Raw genomic sequence first — 16384 nt, 5'->3', positions numbered from 1 at the left:
GCCGGTGGCTTCAGGGTTGCCAGTCGAGGCCGCGTGGCGCGCTGGAGAAACCCGCCGCACGCAGTGCCTCGGTCACCGCATCGCGCTGGATGGGCGCATCGTCGATCAATTCCAGGGTGAACGTCATGCGCCGCCCGCGTCGCAGTGCGATGACCAGCGCCTGGGCGGCCGCGGTCAGCGCCGCGTCTTCGCCAGGCGCGCCCGGCTCGAACCACGTCAGCAGTTGCCGCCCGCCCTGGGCCAGGTACATGCGCAGGCGCCCGCCGCCGATCACCACCAGTGCACCGGGCCGTCGTACCGGCCGCTGTGACACGCGGTGCGCCGGCCATGGCAGCACCGGACCGAACGGATTGGCAGGGTCCGCCGCGGACAGTCCCACGCTGAACCCGACCCGCCCGGGCTGCTGCGCCTCGGCTACCTCACGCAGGGCATCGACCATGCCACGCTCAGCGAACTGTGCGCCGCCCATCCCGTCCACGAACCGCCCGCGCAGCACCCGGCCGGCATCCTCCATGCCGCGATAGACCTGCACCAGCGCGGGGAAACCCCCGGCGATGCCTTCGGCAATGGCCGCGCCGCGCGTCACGATACCGTGGCGCTCCAGCAGCCCGTTCGCCAGCGCGACCGCACGCACCGTATCGCTGACCAACGGCCGCTGCAGCAGCGACCATCGACCCGCGAGCGTAGGCGTGGCCAACGTGGTCGCCATCGGCTGCAGGCCGCCCGCAGCGCCGAGCGGATCCATCATCGCCCTGCCCCGCGCGTAGCGGTTCTGTCGCGCAGAGGTCGTCGCCCGCGGGCGCGCGGGTCGCGAGGCCGACAGGTGCCGCAGCGGCGTCCACAGATCGGTGGTCACCCGACCGGCCCATGCCAGTTCCCACAGCGCGGTGTGCAGCGTCTCGGCATCGACCACGACATCGTCCACGCCGGCAGCAGCCAGGCGCGCCTGCACCGCAGTGGCCAGTTGGCGTGCAAAGAACGCACCGCCATCGGACATTACCGTCAACAGCGCGGCCTGCAGGGGCGAAGGTTCGATCGCCTGCACGACAGGCAGCGTTTCGCCCATGCCCTCCTGCACGTGAAGCGACACCAGACCGTCATCCTCGCCCAGGCGGCCATGACCCACCCACGCCACCGTGCCGGTCGCCAGCAGCTCGTCCAGCATCGTCGGGGTGTAGTCGGCTACCCGTGCCGACAGAATCTGGTGCTCCCACGCCGACACCGGCATCGGAACGCCGGCCAGCAGCTCGATCACGCGCAGGACGCCATCGCCACCTTCCAGTGCGCCGTGCGCAGGTACCGCGCTGGAGCGCGATGCCACCGTCGCGTCGGCCACCAGCCCATGCCGCTCCAGCAGCAGCGCTGCATACGCCTCACGGCTGGCCGGACGGGTCGCTTCACGCGCGGCCTGCAGCGAGCGCAGGCGCAGGCGCTGGAACACCGCTTCGCCCACCCATTCGCGGCGCGCCAACGGAACCGTTGCAGCATCGGCGCCGTCGTCGCGCGCGTTCCCCGCGCCGAAATGACCACTGAGCACCTTGCCCTGTCCGGCCAGATGCTCCAGCGCCGCATCCACCACGGCCACGCCCAGCCCCCAGTGGCGGGCTGCATCGCCCGTGGTGAACGCCGCATGGGTGCGCGCGTAGCGTCCAAGCAGCTCGCCCAACGGGTCGCTGGAAGGCTGCAGGAACACGGCGGGTATGCCGCCTGGCAGTTCAACGGCGAGCGCATCCCGCAAGCGGGCGGCGTCCTCCACGGCGGCCCAGACCGGCCGCCCGGCCACCTGGACGGAAACGATGCGCTGCTCGCCCTGGAGCGAACGCACATGCGTGCCGACGCTGTCTGCATCGATGAGGCGCGCTGCGATGTCCGTCGCGCTCAGCGGGCCCAGCTCGCGCAGCAGGTCGGCAAGCCCTTCCCTGCCGTTCGCCTGCCGCCCCGGTGCCAACCGCTGCAACTCCAGCGTCACCTGTTCCACAACGGCGGGATCAAGCAGTTCACCCAGATCCACCTGGCCGAGCAGGTCACCCAGCAGCCCGGCATCCAGCGACAGCACCGACGCGCGGCGCTCGGCCAGCGGCACATCGGTGCCATACATGAACTCGGCCACGTAGCCGAACAGCAGGTTGGCGGCAAACGGAGACGGCACCTCGGTGGTGACCTCGGCAATCTCGATGCGGCCATCGGCCAGACGCTGCATCAGCGTGTCCAGCGCATCCAGGTCGTAGACATCCTGCAGGCACTCGCGCGCCGCCTCGATCAGGATCGGGAATTCCGGATAGCGCTGCGCGATGGCGAGCAGCTCGGCGGCGCGCAGGCGCTGCTGCCACAGCGGTGAGCGCTTTCCCGGCTTGCTTCGCGGCAGCAACAGGGCCCGCGCCGCGCACTCGCGGAACCGTGCGGCAAACAGCGCTGAACCGCCCACGGCCAGCGTCACCTCACGGCGCAGCCGTTCGGGCTCGAACAGGAACAGCTCGGCGCCGGGCAGCCGCCCAGACGAATCGGGAATGCGCACGATGATGCCGTCATCGCTGGCCACCACCGCCGGGTCCACGCCCCAGCGCTCCTGGATGCGCCCTGCCAGTGCCAGCGCCCAGGGATCGTGGATGCGCCGTCCATAGGGCGAATGCAGCATCACCCGCCAATCGCCGGATTCGTCACGGCACCGTTCCACCACCAGCCGGCGGTCGGTCGGCAGCACGCCGGTTGCCGCGCGCTGCTCATCCAGCAGGCCAATGATGTTGGCGATCGCATTGGGCTGCAGACCCGCACCCTGCAGCCGCGTGAGCAACGCCGGCGCAAGCGTGTCGTTCCCCGCTTCGGCGTCCAGCGCGGCCAGGAACGCGCCCACCGCCTCACCCAGTTCCGCCGGGCGGCCCACGCCTTCGCCCCGCCAGAACGGCAGCCGTGCCGAGCGCCCGGGCGCGGGCGTGACCACGACCTGGTCATGGGTGATCCGCTCGATCCGCCAGGAAGTGGCGCCCAGCGTGATCACGTCATTGACCCGTGATTCGTGGACCATTTCCTCGTCCAGCTCGCCGACCCGGCGCGAGCCGGCACGTTCTTCGCCTTCGGGCAGCATCACGCTGTACATGCCACGGTCGGGAATGGTCCCGGCGCTGGTCACCGCCAGCTGCTTGGCCCCCGGCCGTGCGCTCAGTTCACCGCTCTGCCGGTTCCACACCAGGCGCGGGCGGAAGCCGGCGAAGTCGTCGGACGGGTAGCGCCCGGCCAGCATGTCCAGGGTGGCATCGAACGCACTGCGCGGCAGGCTGCGGTACGGCGCCGCGCGACGCACGCGCGCATACCAGGCGTCGACATCCAGCGGCTCCATCGAGGCCGCCGCCACGGTCTGCTGGGCCAGCACGTCCAGCGGGTTGCGCGGCGGATCCACCGCTTCGATGCGCCCTTCCAGCATCCGCTCGATCGCCACGGTGGCGTCGATCAGGTCACGTCGCGTGCGCGGGTAGACCAGCCCGGTGGAGGTGCCGCCGACCTGGTGGCTGGCCCGGCCGATCCGCTGCAGCGCACTGGCCACCGACGGCGGCGCCGCGACCTGGATGACCAGGTCCACCAGCCCCATGTCGATGCCCAGCTCCAGGCTGGAGGTCGCCACCACGCAGCGCAGCGAACCGTCCTTGAGCGACTGCTCGATGTCGCGCCGCTGTTCCTTGGAGACCGAGCCGTGGTGGGAGCGCGCGATCAGCTCTGGGCTGGCCACCACCCGCGACACCGTGCTGCCGGTGAACGAGCCGTACTGCTCGGGTACGGGCGCGACAGGCGGCTGGCCGGCCGCGCGTGCGGTGCGTTCGGCATGCAGTTCGTTGAGCCGCGCGGTCAGCTTCTCGGCCACCCCGCGTGAGTTGGCGAACACGATGGTGGAGCGCCGCGCCAGCACCTGGTCGAGGATGCTTGCTTCCACGTGCGGCCAGATCGAGCCCACCCGTCCGCTCGGCTCCCGTTCCGCGCCGGGTCCCGCGTGCGGTGGCAGGTCGGCCATGTCCTCCACCGGCACCACGATGCTGACGTCCAGCTTGCGCGGACTGGCCGGGTCGACCACGGTGACCGGCCGGTCGCCACCCAGGAACCCCGCCACCTGCTCCACCGGGCGCACCGTGGCCGACAGGCCGATGCGCTGCGCGGGCACCTGCAGCAATGCGTCCAGCCGCTCCAGGCTGAGCGCCAGATGGGTGCCGCGTTTGCTGCCGGCCACCGCATGGATCTCATCCACGATCACGGTATCGACTTCGCGCAGGGTCTCGCGCGCCTTCGAGGTCAGCATCAGGAACAGCGATTCGGGCGTGGTGATCAGGATGTCCGGCGGCCTCCGCAGCAGTCGCGCACGTTCAGCCACGGGTGTGTCGCCGGTGCGGATGCCGACCGTCAGCGCGACCGCGGGATCGCCCCGCCGTTCCCGCTCGGCGTCCACGCCCTGCAACGGCACCTGCAGGTTGCGCTGGACATCGGCGCCAAGCGCCTTGATCGGCGACAGGTAGAGCACACGGGTGCAGCGCGGCGGCTTCGACGCGCCGGCGCGCGCGGCCTCCTGCTGCCGTGCGCGGTATAGCTGGTCGATGGCGTGCAGGAACGCCGCCAGGGTCTTGCCCGATCCGGTCGGCGCGATCACCAGCGTGTGCTCGCCCGCACCGATGGCGCGCCACGCCGCGGTCTGTACCGGGGTGGGCGTGGGAAACGCCGAGGCGAACCAGGCGCGGGTGGCGGGTTCGAACAACGTCAGGGCGGCAGCGGGCGAAGGCGTCATGGCTGCCCACCTTACCTGCCGCTGCGTAGAAATACCGATCACGGCCGCGCAGATTTTCCGATGCGGCCGACCGTTTTTCATGCAAGGCTCACGCTGGGTTGTTCCCTCGGCCAACAGCGGAGCGTCCAGCATGAATCCGCAGGCGATCAGAAGCACCCTGGCGGTGGTGTTGATCGCCCTGTGCGCGCTGCCTGCCCCGGATGCGCCTGCGTATGCGCAGTTTGCTCCGCTCCTCATGCCGAACGCGAACCAGGCACCGCGGCCGGAGCCGGCCGAGCGCTGGCGGCTGGAGTTCCACGACGCAGCCGATTCAGACGGCATCATCAGCTTCCGCCTGTGGGTCCAGGAAGAATCGCCGATGCACGTCGATGTTCCCATCCGCAAGGGCGAGTCAGACCGCGAGATCGCGCGTGCCGCCCGCGATGCACTGGCGAACCGGCTTGGCGAACGCTATGCGGCCGTCGTCGTGGACGGTGAGGATGTCGTCATCACGGCGCAGCGCGGCTCACCGCGCTTTACCGTGGAACTGCTGCGCGATACCGCACGGGATGTCGATGTCGACGTGGACCGCGACTGACTGATGCCTGGGCTATCCTTGGCGGGCACCCGTCCCAAGGTTTTTCGCCATGCGCACGCTCTATCCGCCGACCACCCCGTTCCGGGAGCACCACCTCCCGGTCGATGACCTGCATACGCTGTATGTGGAGGAGTGCGGAACCGCAGGCGGCATCCCGGTGGTGTTCCTGCATGGCGGCCCCGGCGCAGGCGTATCGCCGACGCACCGGCGCTTCTTCGATCCGGCGCGTTACCGGATCGTGCTGATCGACCAGCGCGGCAGCGGCCGGTCCACTCCGTTCGGCGAACTGCGCGACAACACCACCGCGCATCTGGTGGCCGATATCGAAACCGTGCGTGCCAGCCTGGGGATCGAACGCTGGCTGGTGTTCGGTGGTTCGTGGGGTTCCACGCTGGCACTGGCGTATGCGCAGGCGCACCCCGACCGTGCCACCGGCGTGATCGTACGAGGCGTCTACCTGGGCCGTGCCGAAGAGAACCGCTGGTTCAATGAAGCCGATGGCGGTGCGCGCTGGGTGTTTCCCGAGCGCTGGGCGCGCTATGCCGCCCATCTGCCGGAAGAAGAGCACGGCAACATGATTGAAGCCTATTGGCAGCGCATGGACAGCGACGACAGCGCCACCCGCATCGCGGCCGCGCAGGCCTGGCTGGGCTGGGAGGACTTTGCCGCCACGCTGGTGCACGAGGTGCATGCCGTGTCCGACGCCGACCCGCTGGAGACCCTGGCCAAGGCGCGGATCGAGGCGCACTACTTCCGCCACAACGCCTTTCTCGAACACGGCCAGCTGCTGCGCGACATCGACCGCATCCGCCACCTGCCCGGAGTGATCGTGCAGGGGCGCTACGACATCATCTGCCCACCGCGCAGTGCCTGGGACCTGTCCCAGGCATGGCCGGAAGCGAAGCTGGAGATGGTGCTCTCCGGCCACAGCGCGACCGAGCCGGCCACGGTGGACGCGCTGGTGCGCGCCACCGATGCGTTCGCCGATCAGGCCGCGGCGTACGCAGGGTAATCGGTGTAGCCCTTTGCGCCACCGCCATAGAACGTGGCGCGGTCCGGGGTGTTGAGCGGCCAGCCGTTCTGCAGGCGTGCCACCAGGTCCGGGTTGGCGATGAACGGCGTGCCGAAGGCCGCGAGGTCGATCAGGCCGGCGTCGATCAACTGCTCGGCGCGTGCACGGTCCAGCCCACCGGCAAGGATCAACGCGGTGTTGGGCAGGTTGCCCTTGATGGTGCGCAGCAGGCCCTGGAAGCCACCTTCGGCGCCGGGGTCGACCACCACATCGCCCACCTTGAACCCGGACTGGTCCATCAGGTGGACGAAGGCCAGCCCACGCTCGCCGATGGCCTTGCTCAGCACGCCGTAGGTTTCGTCGATGGCGTCGTGCAACGGCATGTCGAACAGCTGCCCGTAGGGCGACAGGCGGATGCCGGTGCGCGCCGCACCGATGCGGGCCACCACCGCGTCGATCACCTCCAGGGTGAAGCGCAGGCGGTTTTCCATGGTGTCTGCCGCGTACTGGTCGGTGCGGTCGTTGACCAGCGGGTTCATGAACTGCTCGAACAGGTAGCCGTTCGCGCCGTGGATTTCCACGCCGTCGAAGCCGGCGTCGATCGCATTGGCCGCCGCCTGCGCGAACTCACCCACGATGCGTGCGATCTCGTCGGTGGCCAGCTGGCGCGGCGCCGGCGGCGCGATCAGCGCGGGGTTGCCGGCATCGTCAAGGCCGAACGCCTGCGCGCCCACCGGCTGCTTGGAGCTGGCGCTCACCGGCAGGCGGCCGTCGGCCTGGATGGTCGGGTGCGAAACCCGGCCCACGTGCCAGAGCTGGGCCACGATGCGGCCGCCCACGGCATGTACCGAGTTGGTCACCAGGCGCCAGCCCTCGATCTGTTCCGGGCGGAAGATGCCCGGGTTGAACAGGTAACCCTGCCCTTCCTGCGAGATGGGGGTGCCTTCGCTGACGATCAGGCCGGCGGTGGCGCGCTGGGCATAGTAGAGCGCGATGCGCTCGTCGGCGATGTCGTTGGGCGCGCGGGCGCGGGTCAGCGGGGCCATCACCACGCGGTTGCGGAGCGGCGTGCCGGCGAGATCGAACGGGGTGAACAAGGACGTCATTGCGGTGTTCCTGGGGAGGGGCCCGCCAGTGCGGGCAGGCGGCCATCGTAGGTAGATGCCGATACAGCTACAATCCCGCCACACGGCAAATCACAATTGCTGAAACAGCATTAGCGGAGCATTCCCATGCAGCTCAAGGCCCTGCGCTACTTCCTGATGGTGGCCACCACACGCAGCTTTCTCGCGACCGCCCGGCATTTCCAGGTACCGGCATCGTCGGTGTCCCGTTTCATCGCCACGCTTGAAAAGGATCTGGGCCGGCAGCTGTTCTACCGGAGCACCCGTGCGGTGCGGCTGACCGAGGAAGGCGAACGCTTTTACCAGCAGGCCCGCGAAGCGGTTGAACTGCTGGATGCGGCCGTGGACGACCTGGGCCGCGACGACGGCGCGCTGCATGGTCGCCTGCGGATCAATGCCCCGGAGGCATTCGGTCGACTGCACGTGGCGCCGCTGGTCAACCAGTTGCAAGCGGCGCATCCGGCGCTGGAGGTCGAGCTGCAGCTCACCGATGCGTACATCGACCCGGTGCAGGAAGGCGTGGATATCACGGTCCGGATAGGGCCGCGGGTCGATTCCGGGTTGATCGGCCGGACCCTCGCCGCGCAGCAGCAGATCGTCGCAGCCAGCCCCGCCTATCTGGCCGAGCACGGCACGCCCGAAACACCGGCCGACCTGCTCGACCACCGCTGCCTGCTCTACAAGGGACAGTTCGGCAGGCAACGCTGGTACTTCCGCGAGTCACCTTCACAGCCGTTCGAAGGCATCAACGTAAGCGGTCCGCTCTGCAGCAACAACGCCGAAGTGCTGCTTGCCGCGGCCCTGGAAGGCCACGGCGTAGTGCTCTTCCCCAGCTGGCTGTACCACCGCGAAAGCTTTGCGAAGCAGCAGCTGGTGCCGCTGCTCGGGGCGTGGGAAGGCTCGGTCGCGACCGAGACCTCCTACATCCAGCTGCTGTCACCTGAGAACAAGCTGCGCTCGCGCAAGGTGCGCGAGGTGACCGCTTTCCTGCTGGAAGGCTTCGGCACCCCACCCGCCTGGGATCTGTAGAGACGCTGCGGGAATTACTGTGGAACCGGGTCCGGGTGGATGCCACGCTGGGCGCATGGATGCGATCCATGCCTACCGCCGCCTCCCGCTTCTGGCCGCTGTCCTGGCGGTGTGCCTGCTGCTCGGCGGCTGCGCCACCCTGCCCCGCACCCCGGTGCCCGCCGACCAGATCGCCTGGGCCGTGGTACCCGGCATGCCGGACGTGCGTGCCTGGGCCGGCCGGCCGAACCGCGACATGGAGCTCGACTTCGAGCAGTCCATCCGCGATGAGCGCGCGGATCAGTTTCCAGTGGCCGCCGACGGGCGCATCCACTATCCACATCTGGCCCTGTCCGGCGGAGGCGCGAATGGTGCCTTTGGCGCGGGCTTCCTCAACGGTTGGACCGCGACCGGCACCCGCCCCACCTTCAAGATCGTCACCGGCGTATCCACCGGCGCCTTGATGGCGCCCTATGCGTTTCTCGGCCCGGACCACGACCAGGCCCTGCGACGCTTCTACACCACCACCTCCGACGCCGACGTGTTCGCCGCCGGAAACCCGCTGATGGCGCTGCTTCGCCGCGATGCACTGGCGAACACCGCGCCGCTGGAGGCACTGATCGCACGCGCCATCGACGCGCCGTTGTTGGCCAGGATCGCCGCCGAACACCGCGCCGGGCGTCGTCTCTACATGGGGACGGCAGACCTGGATTCGCGCCAGTTCGTGGTCTGGAACATGGGCCTGATCGCCACGCGCGGATCGCCCGAGGCGCTTGCGCTGTTCCGACGGGTGATGCTGGCATCGGCCTCGATCCCGATCGCCTTTCCGCCGGTGCTGATCGAGGTCGACGTGCTGGGCAAGCGCTACGACGAAATGCATGTGGACGGCTTCGTTGCCGCCAACATCTTCCTGCACGCGGGCATCATCGATCCGCAGCGCCTCTACAACCGGCTGTCGCGCGCACCCGCCACCTACGATACTTTCATGATCCACAACGGCCAGCTGGCCGCGGCGTCGGACCCGGCGGAGCGTTCGCTGCGCGGCATTGCCTTCCGTTCCATCGACGTCGCCGGCCGCGCCGGGATGATCGGCGACCTGTTCCGCGAGTACGCCTACGCCCGGCGCGACGGTGCGCGTTTTGCCTGGGTCACCATCGATTCGCGGCTTGCGCTGGCCGACGCCGCCAGCTTCGATCCAGCGCGCATGACCGTGCTCTACCAGGTCGGCTACGACCGGGCCCGCGAAGGCCCGGTGTGGCTGTCGCGCCCGCCCGGAATGTCGCCCGCCGACGAGCCCTGAACTTTTCCGTGCGGATCACGCCGGCGGGAACACCGCCTTGGCGTCGCGCACGAACAGGGCGCGCAGCTTGTCCCAGAAGTCGCCGCCCAGGATGAACAGACTGACGATCAGCAGCAGGTCGCCGCTCATCGCCATCAGGTGCGGGTGCTGCATGCGCAGCGACCCCGACTCCGGCACGACGTACGGGCCTATCGAGCTGAGCACGATGACCGCGATGAACAGGATCAGCCCGATCCGGTAACGCAGCGGACTGACCGAGGCCGGCGGCGCGAACCGACGCAGAAGCGCGCCAATCAGCGACTTCAGATAGGCGAAGCCGGGCTTGCCCATGATCGCCACCGCCAGTACCAGGAACAGCTTGGGGAAACCGAGCAGCAGCACGCCGTTGAGCGTGGTCTTCAGGCCTTCGGACAGCGACGAGGCTTCGACCACCGGCATCAGGCCCAGCCCGAGAATCCAGCCGACGACCCAGACCGCGACGCCCAGCACCAGCCGCTTCTTCTGTCGCGGATCGTTGGCCGCGGGGTTCAATTCGGGTGCGTCTGCGGAACGAAGCGTGGTCATGGCAGGTCTCCTGGCACTCAGGGCGCGTGGGTTGAAGGCGAAGGTGACGCCGCCGGGCGTGCGGCGACGGTGGCAAAGCGCTGCCAGAGCAGGTGCATCATGCCGAGCGCAAATGCACCGGCCAACGCGAACTGGGTCAACCGGGTCAGCCACACCATCACCGACGCCGGGCCGGTGGCGAGCGCGGTGCCGAAGATGATCAACGCTGCGTTGCAGGCGACCAGCGCCACCGCACCGACCGCGCCGCCGGCCGCGATGCGCTGGGCGAATCCGATCGAGACCAGGAACAGCAGCAGCGCCAGGAACGGCAGCGTCGGCGTGGTCAGTAGCGCCAGGTGCATGCACCAGCCGAGCAGGCCACCGGCAAGATTGCCCAGGATCAGGGCGAGCGCGTGACGTGCGCTCTGCGCTGGGTCGAAATTGATGACCAGCATCACCGTGGTCACGATCACCGGCAACGCATCCACCAGACCGAACAGCAGGTACACCAGCAGGATCGGCAGCATCACTCCCGTGGCGAGCAGCGCGAGGCGCCAGGGCGCCGCGCCCGGTGGCGCGTGTGCAGGCGTGGCGCGCGGTGGTGGCAGCGCAGGCCATGCCGCCCAGGTCACCAGGATCAGCCCCAGTGCCAGTGCCATGCCGCGGACCAGGGCCCACGGCAACGCGGCCGCCTGCGCCGGTGCGGTCAGCACCACCACCGGTATCACCGCCAGGCAGATCAGCAGCAGCATGGCCGGCAGCTTGGGACGCCCCAGCAGCAGTGCATGGAACCCCAGCAACATGCCCAGCGCGACGAGCCCGAACAGCACCACCGGCACCCCGCGCAGCAACGACGCCAGCAGGTACGGCAACCACGCAACGACCGCCATCACCGCTACCAGCCCAACCGCCATGCGCAGCGTCGGGCGTACCGGCAGGCTCGCCAGCAGTACCGCTGCCAGCACGGCGGCGAGGAAGCTGGGCCACCAGCCCAGCACCTCACCCATCACGAATGCCGCCGTCACCGCGACCGCGAAGCGCAGCACCGCATGGGTGGCTGCGCGCTGCACACCGGGGACCGGCGCGTTCATTGCAGGTAGCTCAGCTGCGCGACGACCCAGATCCAGGCCCGCGCCAACGGATTGAGCAGCGAGCGGTCCGCGGTCAGCACCACCACGCTGGCCTGCGCGCCACTGCGCCCCGGCGACAACGCGGCTGAATTGCCGGCCGCACCCTCCAGCGCGATGCGGACCGGGAAGCGCTGCGGTTCGCGCAGCCAGCCGGTCGGCGCGTCGACCGTCGGCAGCTGGCCGGTGGGTGATTCCCCGCCGTTGGCGATGCCCCAGCCGACGCTGTCCACGCGCGCGGGGAACACGTCACCGGGCTGGTCGTCGAAGGTGACGTACGCACGCGCACCGGGGCGGATCCGGCCCAGCTGGTTCTCGCGCATCGCAGCGGTCACCCAGCGCGGACCGTCGGCCATGAAACCGAGTACCGGCTGGCCGCGGCTGACGAATTGCCCCGGGGCCAGCCGCAGGTTGGTGATCGCGCCGGCACCGGGGGCCAGCACGGTGGTGTGGCGGAGTTCGAGCGTGGCCTGCTCCACCGCCGTCATCGCCTGCAGCACCTGCGGATGCCCACCCGCGCCATCGCCCAGCCGGATCCGCGCACGCTCGGACTCGGCGCGGGCGCGCTCGATCTCGGCACGGGTACGGGCGATGTCGCTGCGCGCACGAATCGCCGAGGTCTCCGACAAGGCGCGTTTTGCCGACAGGTCCAGCACGATCTTCCCCAACTGCTGGCTGGTGGCAAGCTCCACCTGCTGCCGCTGCAGCTGCGCGGCAGCCACCCGCACGTCGGCCGCGCTCGAATCCACGCCCTGCTGCGCCACGGCCAGGCTGGCCTGCGCCGCGCGCAGCGCGATGTCGAAGGGCCGTGGGTCAATCCGGAACAGCGGCTGCCCGGCCTTCACCGGCTGGTTGTCGCGGACGTCCACGGCGACGACCGGGCCGCTTACTTCCGGCGCGATCTGGACAAGGAAGGTCTGCACTGTCGCCTGCGAGGTGTACGGGGTGAAGCGGTCGGCGATGAGGTGGTACACGAAGACCAACAACAGTGCCGCCAGCGTGACGCGCACGATCCGGCGCACGGGCGCAGGTCCGGCGGGCGCTGCTGCGGTCTGCATCGGCGGCTCCTGGGTGGGCGGCAGGGTCATTGCGCGGCCTCCGTGGCCCAGTCGCCACCCAGCGCCTGGTACAACGCGACCAGTGCCCGATAGCGGTTGCCCCGTGCGCTGCTCAACGCAAGTTCGGCCGAGAACAGGCCACGTTCGGTATCCAGTACTTCCAGGTGGTCCGAGTAACCGTTGTCGTAACGTTCCACCGCCAGGCCGACCGCACGCCGCAGCGCTGCCACGCGCCGCTCCAGCGACGCCACCAGCGTGGTGTTCGACTGGATGGCCACCAGGGCGTCATCCACGTCACGGAACGCATCCTGGATCGCACCCTGGTAGGCCAGCACGGCCTGCTGGTTGCGTGCCTCGGCCTGCTGGTTGGCGGCGGCGATGCTGCCGCCGGCGAATATTGGCCCCAACAGCTGCCCGGCAAACGACCACGTCCGCGCCGGCCCGGTGAACAGCCGGTCCAGCTCAGCGCTGGCCGAGCCGGCGTCCCCGCTCAACGACAGACGCGGAAAGTAGAGCGTGCGGGCCACGCCCACGCGCGCGTTGGCCGCCACGAGGGCCTGTTCGGACTGCAGGATGTCCGGGCGCCGCGCCAGCAGGTCGGAGGGAAGCCCGGGCGGAACGGACGGCGCATGCAGGGCCTGCAGCGTGCCCGCACGTGCGATGGCGCCGGGGTTGCGGCCAACCAGCACCGACAGCGCGTGCTCCTGCATCGCCAGTGCCTGCTCCAGCTCTGGAATGGCCGCCGCCGCGCTTTCGTATTCGGCGGTCACCTGCAGCATTTCCAGTTCCGACAACGCCCCGCCGTCCAGCCGCTGCTGGAACACCGCTACATTCTGGCCTCGGCCTGCCAGCGTTGCGCGTGCGATCTCCAACTGGCGGTCGAGGTCCAGCAGCGTGATGTAGCCGGTCACCACCGCCGCCACCAGGGTCAACGCGACGCCACGTCGCGCCTCCTCGGTGGCCATCAGCTCGGCACGTGCGGCCTCGCGCTCGCGTCGCAGGCGCCCCCAGAGATCGAGCTCCCAGCTGGCCGACAGCAGGCCTGCGTAATTGCCACCGGTGCCGACGCCCGGGGTGCGCTGGCGTCCGGCAGCCGCGCCATAACCGAGCACCGGCAGCGCCTCGGCGCGGACAGCCGCCGCGCGCGCGGCGAATTCGTCCACCCGCGCCGTGGCGATGCCGAGATCATGGTTGGCGCGTAATGCCTCGTCGACCAGCGCGTCGAGCTGCGCATCACCAAAGTGGCGCCACCAGCGCGGCACCTCCGCCAGCGTTGCGACCGGATCCGGTCGGAGTGGCGTGGAAGCAAAACGATAGTGCGACGGTACCTGCACCGTGGGTCGTACATACGCCGGCCCCTGCACGCAGCCGGCGAGCAACAAGGCGGGCAGCAGCACCCCTGCAGCCGGGAGACAGCGTCGCGCGCACCGCAGGCACTGCATGGCGCCACCCTGGCGTTGGGAAGTCTGTTGTCTGAACGCAGGGCGCACCGCCAAGCGGCCGCCCCCGTTCATTCCCATCATGCGCGCTGCGGCGCAGCGCGGGCCTCAGTACTTCTACTGGCGGTGCAACGCGGTTAGTGCGTGCTGCTGCCCCGGCTGGCCAGCAACGCGATGGCGCGGTCCGGCAGGTGCCAGTGCCCCTGCTCGTCGGCCTGCACCGGCGCGTCGTCGACGGAGGTGATCAACAGCCGCCAGGGCGTGTTGTCCAGCGGCGGCGGCACGAAGGCCTGTGGCTCCGCCGCAGCATTGACCAGCAGCAACAGCTGGATGCCCTCCACCCCGTTGCCGTTGCCGTCGCCGTCGGCGGGCATCGCCGGCAGCTGCAGCATCAAGGCCCGCTGCTGCGGTGCGTGCCAGTCGCCTTCCTGCATCGGCTGGCCGTCCGGCCGGATCCAGTGCGCGGCGTCGGTGCCGTGGCCGTCGCGGGCGTCGAGGAAGCGGCTGCGACGCAGCTGCGGGTAGCGTCGGCGCAATGCCAGCAGGCGGCGTACGAACAGCGACTGCTGCTGGCCTTCTTCGCTCGCCGCGCGCTCCCAGTCGATCCAGTTGATCGGGTTGTCCTGGCAGTACGCGTTGTTGTTGCCATTCTGGGTGCGGCCGAACTCGTCCCCGGCCAGCAGCATCGGCGTGCCCTGCGCGAGCAGCAGGCTGGCCAGCAGGTTGCGCATCTGCCGGCGACGCAGCGCCAGGATGCCGGGGTCGTCGGTCGCCCCCTCCGCGCCGTGGTTCCAGGAAATGTTGTGGTCGGTCCCGTCGCGGCCTTCCTCGCCGTTTTCCAGGTTGTGCTTGTCGTTGTAGCTCACCAGGTCGTGCAGGGTGAAGCCGTCGTGCGCGGTCACGAAATTGACCGACGCCGACGGCCGGCGCCCGTTGTGGTCGAACAGGTCCGCCGAGCCCATCAGGCGCGTGGCGAACTCGGAGAGCTGGCCTTCGTCGCCCTTCCAGAACGCGCGCAGGTTGTCGCGGAAGCGGTCGTTCCACTCGGCCCAACCCGGTGCGAAATTGCCGAGCTGGTACCCGCCGGGCCCGATATCCCAGGGTTCGGCGATCAGCTTCACCTGGCTCAGCACCGGGTCCTGGCGCACCGCGTCGAGGAAGCTGCCGGACGGATCGAAGCCGGCGCGTTCGCGCCCGAGGATCGTGGCCAGGTCGAAACGGAAGCCGTCCACGTGCATGTCCTGCACCCAGTAGCGCAGCGAGTCCATCACCATGCGCAGTGCGCCGGCGTTGGTCAGGTCGAACGTGTTGCCGGTGCCGGTGTCGTTGATGTAGTAACGGCGGTCGTCGGCAAGGCGGTAGTAACTGGCGTTGTCGATGCCCTTGAACGACAGCGTCGGACCCAGTTCGTTGCCCTCGGCGGTGTGGTTGTAGACCACGTCCAGGATCAACTCCAGTCCGGCGTCGTGCAGGCTGGCCACCATCTGCTTGAACTCGGCGATGGTGCTGGTGGAGAGGAAGGACGGATCTGGCGCGAAGAAGCCCAGCGTGTTGTAACCCCAGTAGTTCTTCAGTCCGCGCTCGACCAGGTACTGGTCGTCCACGTGCGCATGCACCGGCAGCAGCTCCAGCGCGGTCACGCCGAGCTGGCGCAGGTGGTCGGACAGCGCGTCGGAACGCAGCGCCGAGAAGGTGCCGCGCATGGCCTCGGGCACGGCCGGGTGCTGCATCGACAACCCGCGCAGGTGCGCCTCATAGATGACCGTCCGGTCCCACGGCGTGGCCGGGCTGCGGTCGGCGCCCCAGGTGAACGCCGGATCGACCACCACGCAGCGCGGCACGTAGGCCGCGCTGTCGCGCCGGTCGAAGCTCAGGTCCTTGTCCTTGTGGCCCAGGGTGTAGCCGAACAGGTGCGGCGCCCATTTGATCTGCCCGACCAGCTGCTTGGCGTACGGGTCCATCACCAGCTTGTTCGGGTTGAAACGATGGCCGGCCTCCGGCGCGTACGGGCCGTGGACGCGGTAACCGTAGCGTTGGCCGGGCCGCGCGTCCGGCAGGTAACCGTGCCAGATCTCATCGGTGTATTCGGGCAGGCGGATCCGCTCTACCTCGCGCCCGCGTTCATTGAACAGGCACAGCTCCACCTGCGTGGCGTGCCGGCTGTACAGCGAGAAGTTGACGCCCAGCCCATCCCAGGTGGCGCCCAGCGGGTACGGCCGCCCTGCCCTGACCCGGGTATGTCCTGCGCCGTTGCCGGTACTCATCGCGGCACCTCTTGGTCGTGCAAGAGCGCTTCGATCTCGGCGGCGACCAGCCGCTCGGCCATCTGCCAATGACGTGCCGACTGTCCTTCCGGGCGGCCTTCCGCCTCCCAGATCTGCCGGGCCAGTTCCCGGGTGCGTTCGGCTTTCTGTTGCTCGTCCATCGTCGTATC

General features: G+C 69.5%; 12 protein-coding genes. 4 read left to right on the top strand and 8 right to left on the bottom strand.

All coding sequences use genetic code 11. The annotated features are described in order from the left end of the window. Positions 1 to 10 precede the first annotated feature (10 nt). On the bottom strand, positions 11 to 4762 hold the full coding sequence (locus tag ACQG3P_RS00485) for an ATP-dependent helicase (RefSeq protein ID WP_426803846.1): 4752 nt from the start codon (positions 4760 to 4762) through the stop codon (positions 11 to 13). A 130-nt stretch (positions 4763 to 4892) separates the two neighbouring features. On the opposite strand from ACQG3P_RS00485, the gene ACQG3P_RS00480 reads away from it, so the two are divergent. Together ACQG3P_RS00480 and pip are read left to right on the top strand one after the other, a co-directional pair. After that, positions 4893 to 5339: a hypothetical protein gene (locus ACQG3P_RS00480; RefSeq protein WP_217538453.1), complete on the top strand. Its 447-nt coding sequence runs from the start codon at positions 4893 to 4895 to the stop codon at positions 5337 to 5339. Positions 5340 to 5388: 49 nt separating this feature from the next. Then, positions 5389 to 6351: a prolyl aminopeptidase gene (gene pip, locus ACQG3P_RS00475; RefSeq protein WP_426803845.1), complete on the top strand. Its 963-nt coding sequence runs from the start codon at positions 5389 to 5391 to the stop codon at positions 6349 to 6351. Here pip and ACQG3P_RS00470 read toward each other — a convergent pair. Further along, positions 6327 to 7457, bottom strand: coding sequence for an alkene reductase (locus ACQG3P_RS00470; RefSeq protein WP_426803844.1), 1131 nt, complete (start codon positions 7455 to 7457; stop codon positions 6327 to 6329). The two genes, pip and ACQG3P_RS00470, sit on opposite strands and share 25 nt — an antisense overlap. A 126-nt stretch (positions 7458 to 7583) precedes the next feature. On the opposite strand from ACQG3P_RS00470, the gene ACQG3P_RS00465 reads away from it, so the two are divergent. Both ACQG3P_RS00465 and ACQG3P_RS00460 read left to right on the top strand, forming a co-directional pair. Next, positions 7584 to 8504: a LysR family transcriptional regulator gene (locus ACQG3P_RS00465; protein ID WP_249832562.1), complete on the top strand. Its 921-nt coding sequence runs from the start codon at positions 7584 to 7586 to the stop codon at positions 8502 to 8504. 55 nt (positions 8505 to 8559) lie between these two features. Beyond that, on the top strand, positions 8560 to 9783 hold the full coding sequence (locus tag ACQG3P_RS00460; RefSeq protein WP_426803843.1) for a patatin-like phospholipase family protein: 1224 nt from the start codon (positions 8560 to 8562) through the stop codon (positions 9781 to 9783). A gap of 15 nt (positions 9784 to 9798) precedes the next feature. On the opposite strand, the gene ACQG3P_RS00455 is transcribed toward ACQG3P_RS00460, so the two are convergent. From ACQG3P_RS00455 to ACQG3P_RS00430, 6 genes are all read right to left on the bottom strand, one after another. Then, positions 9799 to 10347 (bottom strand): hypothetical protein, encoded by a 549-nt coding sequence (locus ACQG3P_RS00455; protein ID WP_426803842.1) that lies wholly within the window; start codon positions 10345 to 10347, stop codon positions 9799 to 9801. 17 nt (positions 10348 to 10364) lie between these two features. Beyond that, the gene (locus tag ACQG3P_RS00450) at positions 10365 to 11417 is read right to left on the bottom strand and encodes a DUF2955 domain-containing protein (RefSeq protein ID WP_426803841.1); all 1053 of its coding nucleotides are present in this window, start codon (positions 11415 to 11417) and stop codon (positions 10365 to 10367) included. Further along, positions 11414 to 12541, bottom strand: coding sequence for an HlyD family secretion protein (locus ACQG3P_RS00445; RefSeq protein WP_426803840.1), 1128 nt, complete (start codon positions 12539 to 12541; stop codon positions 11414 to 11416). Before ACQG3P_RS00445 ends, ACQG3P_RS00450 begins: the two co-directional genes overlap by 4 nt. Next, positions 12538 to 13908 carry an efflux transporter outer membrane subunit gene (locus ACQG3P_RS00440; RefSeq protein WP_426803839.1) on the bottom strand — a complete coding sequence of 457 codons (1371 nt, stop codon included), beginning with the start codon at positions 13906 to 13908 and terminating at the stop codon, positions 12538 to 12540. The genes ACQG3P_RS00445 and ACQG3P_RS00440 overlap by 4 nt, the downstream gene beginning before the upstream one ends. A gap of 179 nt (positions 13909 to 14087) precedes the next feature. After that, positions 14088 to 16214 carry a glycogen debranching protein GlgX gene (glgX, locus tag ACQG3P_RS00435; RefSeq protein ID WP_426803838.1) on the bottom strand — a complete coding sequence of 709 codons (2127 nt, stop codon included), beginning with the start codon at positions 16212 to 16214 and terminating at the stop codon, positions 14088 to 14090. Beyond that, entirely contained in the window at positions 16211 to 16375 is a 165-nt protein-coding gene (locus ACQG3P_RS00430; RefSeq protein ID WP_083214152.1) for a DUF2934 domain-containing protein, read from the bottom strand. The genes glgX and ACQG3P_RS00430 overlap by 4 nt, the downstream gene beginning before the upstream one ends. Positions 16376 to 16384: the final 9 nt, after the last annotated feature.

It is taken from the genome of Stenotrophomonas sp. SrG (assembly GCF_050031795.1).
Lineage (GTDB): Bacteria > Pseudomonadota > Gammaproteobacteria > Xanthomonadales > Xanthomonadaceae > Stenotrophomonas > Stenotrophomonas rhizophila_A.
Note: the sequence above shows the minus strand (reverse complement) of the source record. Positions and strands in the feature narration are given on the sequence as shown.

Bases quoted from the DNA above. Each gene is read 5' to 3' on its own strand.
- ACQG3P_RS00485 (WP_426803846.1), bottom strand. From the start codon at position 4,762: ATGACGCCTTCGCCCGCTGCCGCCCTGACGTTGTTCGAACCCGCCACC.
- ACQG3P_RS00480 (WP_217538453.1), top strand. From the start codon at position 4,893: ATGAATCCGCAGGCGATCAGAAGCACCCTGGCGGTGGTGTTGATCGCC.
- pip (WP_426803845.1), top strand. From the start codon at position 5,389: ATGCGCACGCTCTATCCGCCGACCACCCCGTTCCGGGAGCACCACCTC.
- ACQG3P_RS00470 (WP_426803844.1), bottom strand. From the start codon at position 7,457: ATGACGTCCTTGTTCACCCCGTTCGATCTCGCCGGCACGCCGCTCCGC.
- ACQG3P_RS00465 (WP_249832562.1), top strand. From the start codon at position 7,584: ATGCAGCTCAAGGCCCTGCGCTACTTCCTGATGGTGGCCACCACACGC.
- ACQG3P_RS00460 (WP_426803843.1), top strand. From the start codon at position 8,560: ATGGATGCGATCCATGCCTACCGCCGCCTCCCGCTTCTGGCCGCTGTC.
- ACQG3P_RS00455 (WP_426803842.1), bottom strand. From the start codon at position 10,347: ATGACCACGCTTCGTTCCGCAGACGCACCCGAATTGAACCCCGCGGCC.
- ACQG3P_RS00450 (WP_426803841.1), bottom strand. From the start codon at position 11,417: ATGAACGCGCCGGTCCCCGGTGTGCAGCGCGCAGCCACCCATGCGGTG.
- ACQG3P_RS00445 (WP_426803840.1), bottom strand. From the start codon at position 12,541: ATGACCCTGCCGCCCACCCAGGAGCCGCCGATGCAGACCGCAGCAGCG.
- glgX (WP_426803838.1), bottom strand. From the start codon at position 16,214: ATGAGTACCGGCAACGGCGCAGGACATACCCGGGTCAGGGCAGGGCGG.
- ACQG3P_RS00430 (WP_083214152.1), bottom strand. From the start codon at position 16,375: ATGGACGAGCAACAGAAAGCCGAACGCACCCGGGAACTGGCCCGGCAG.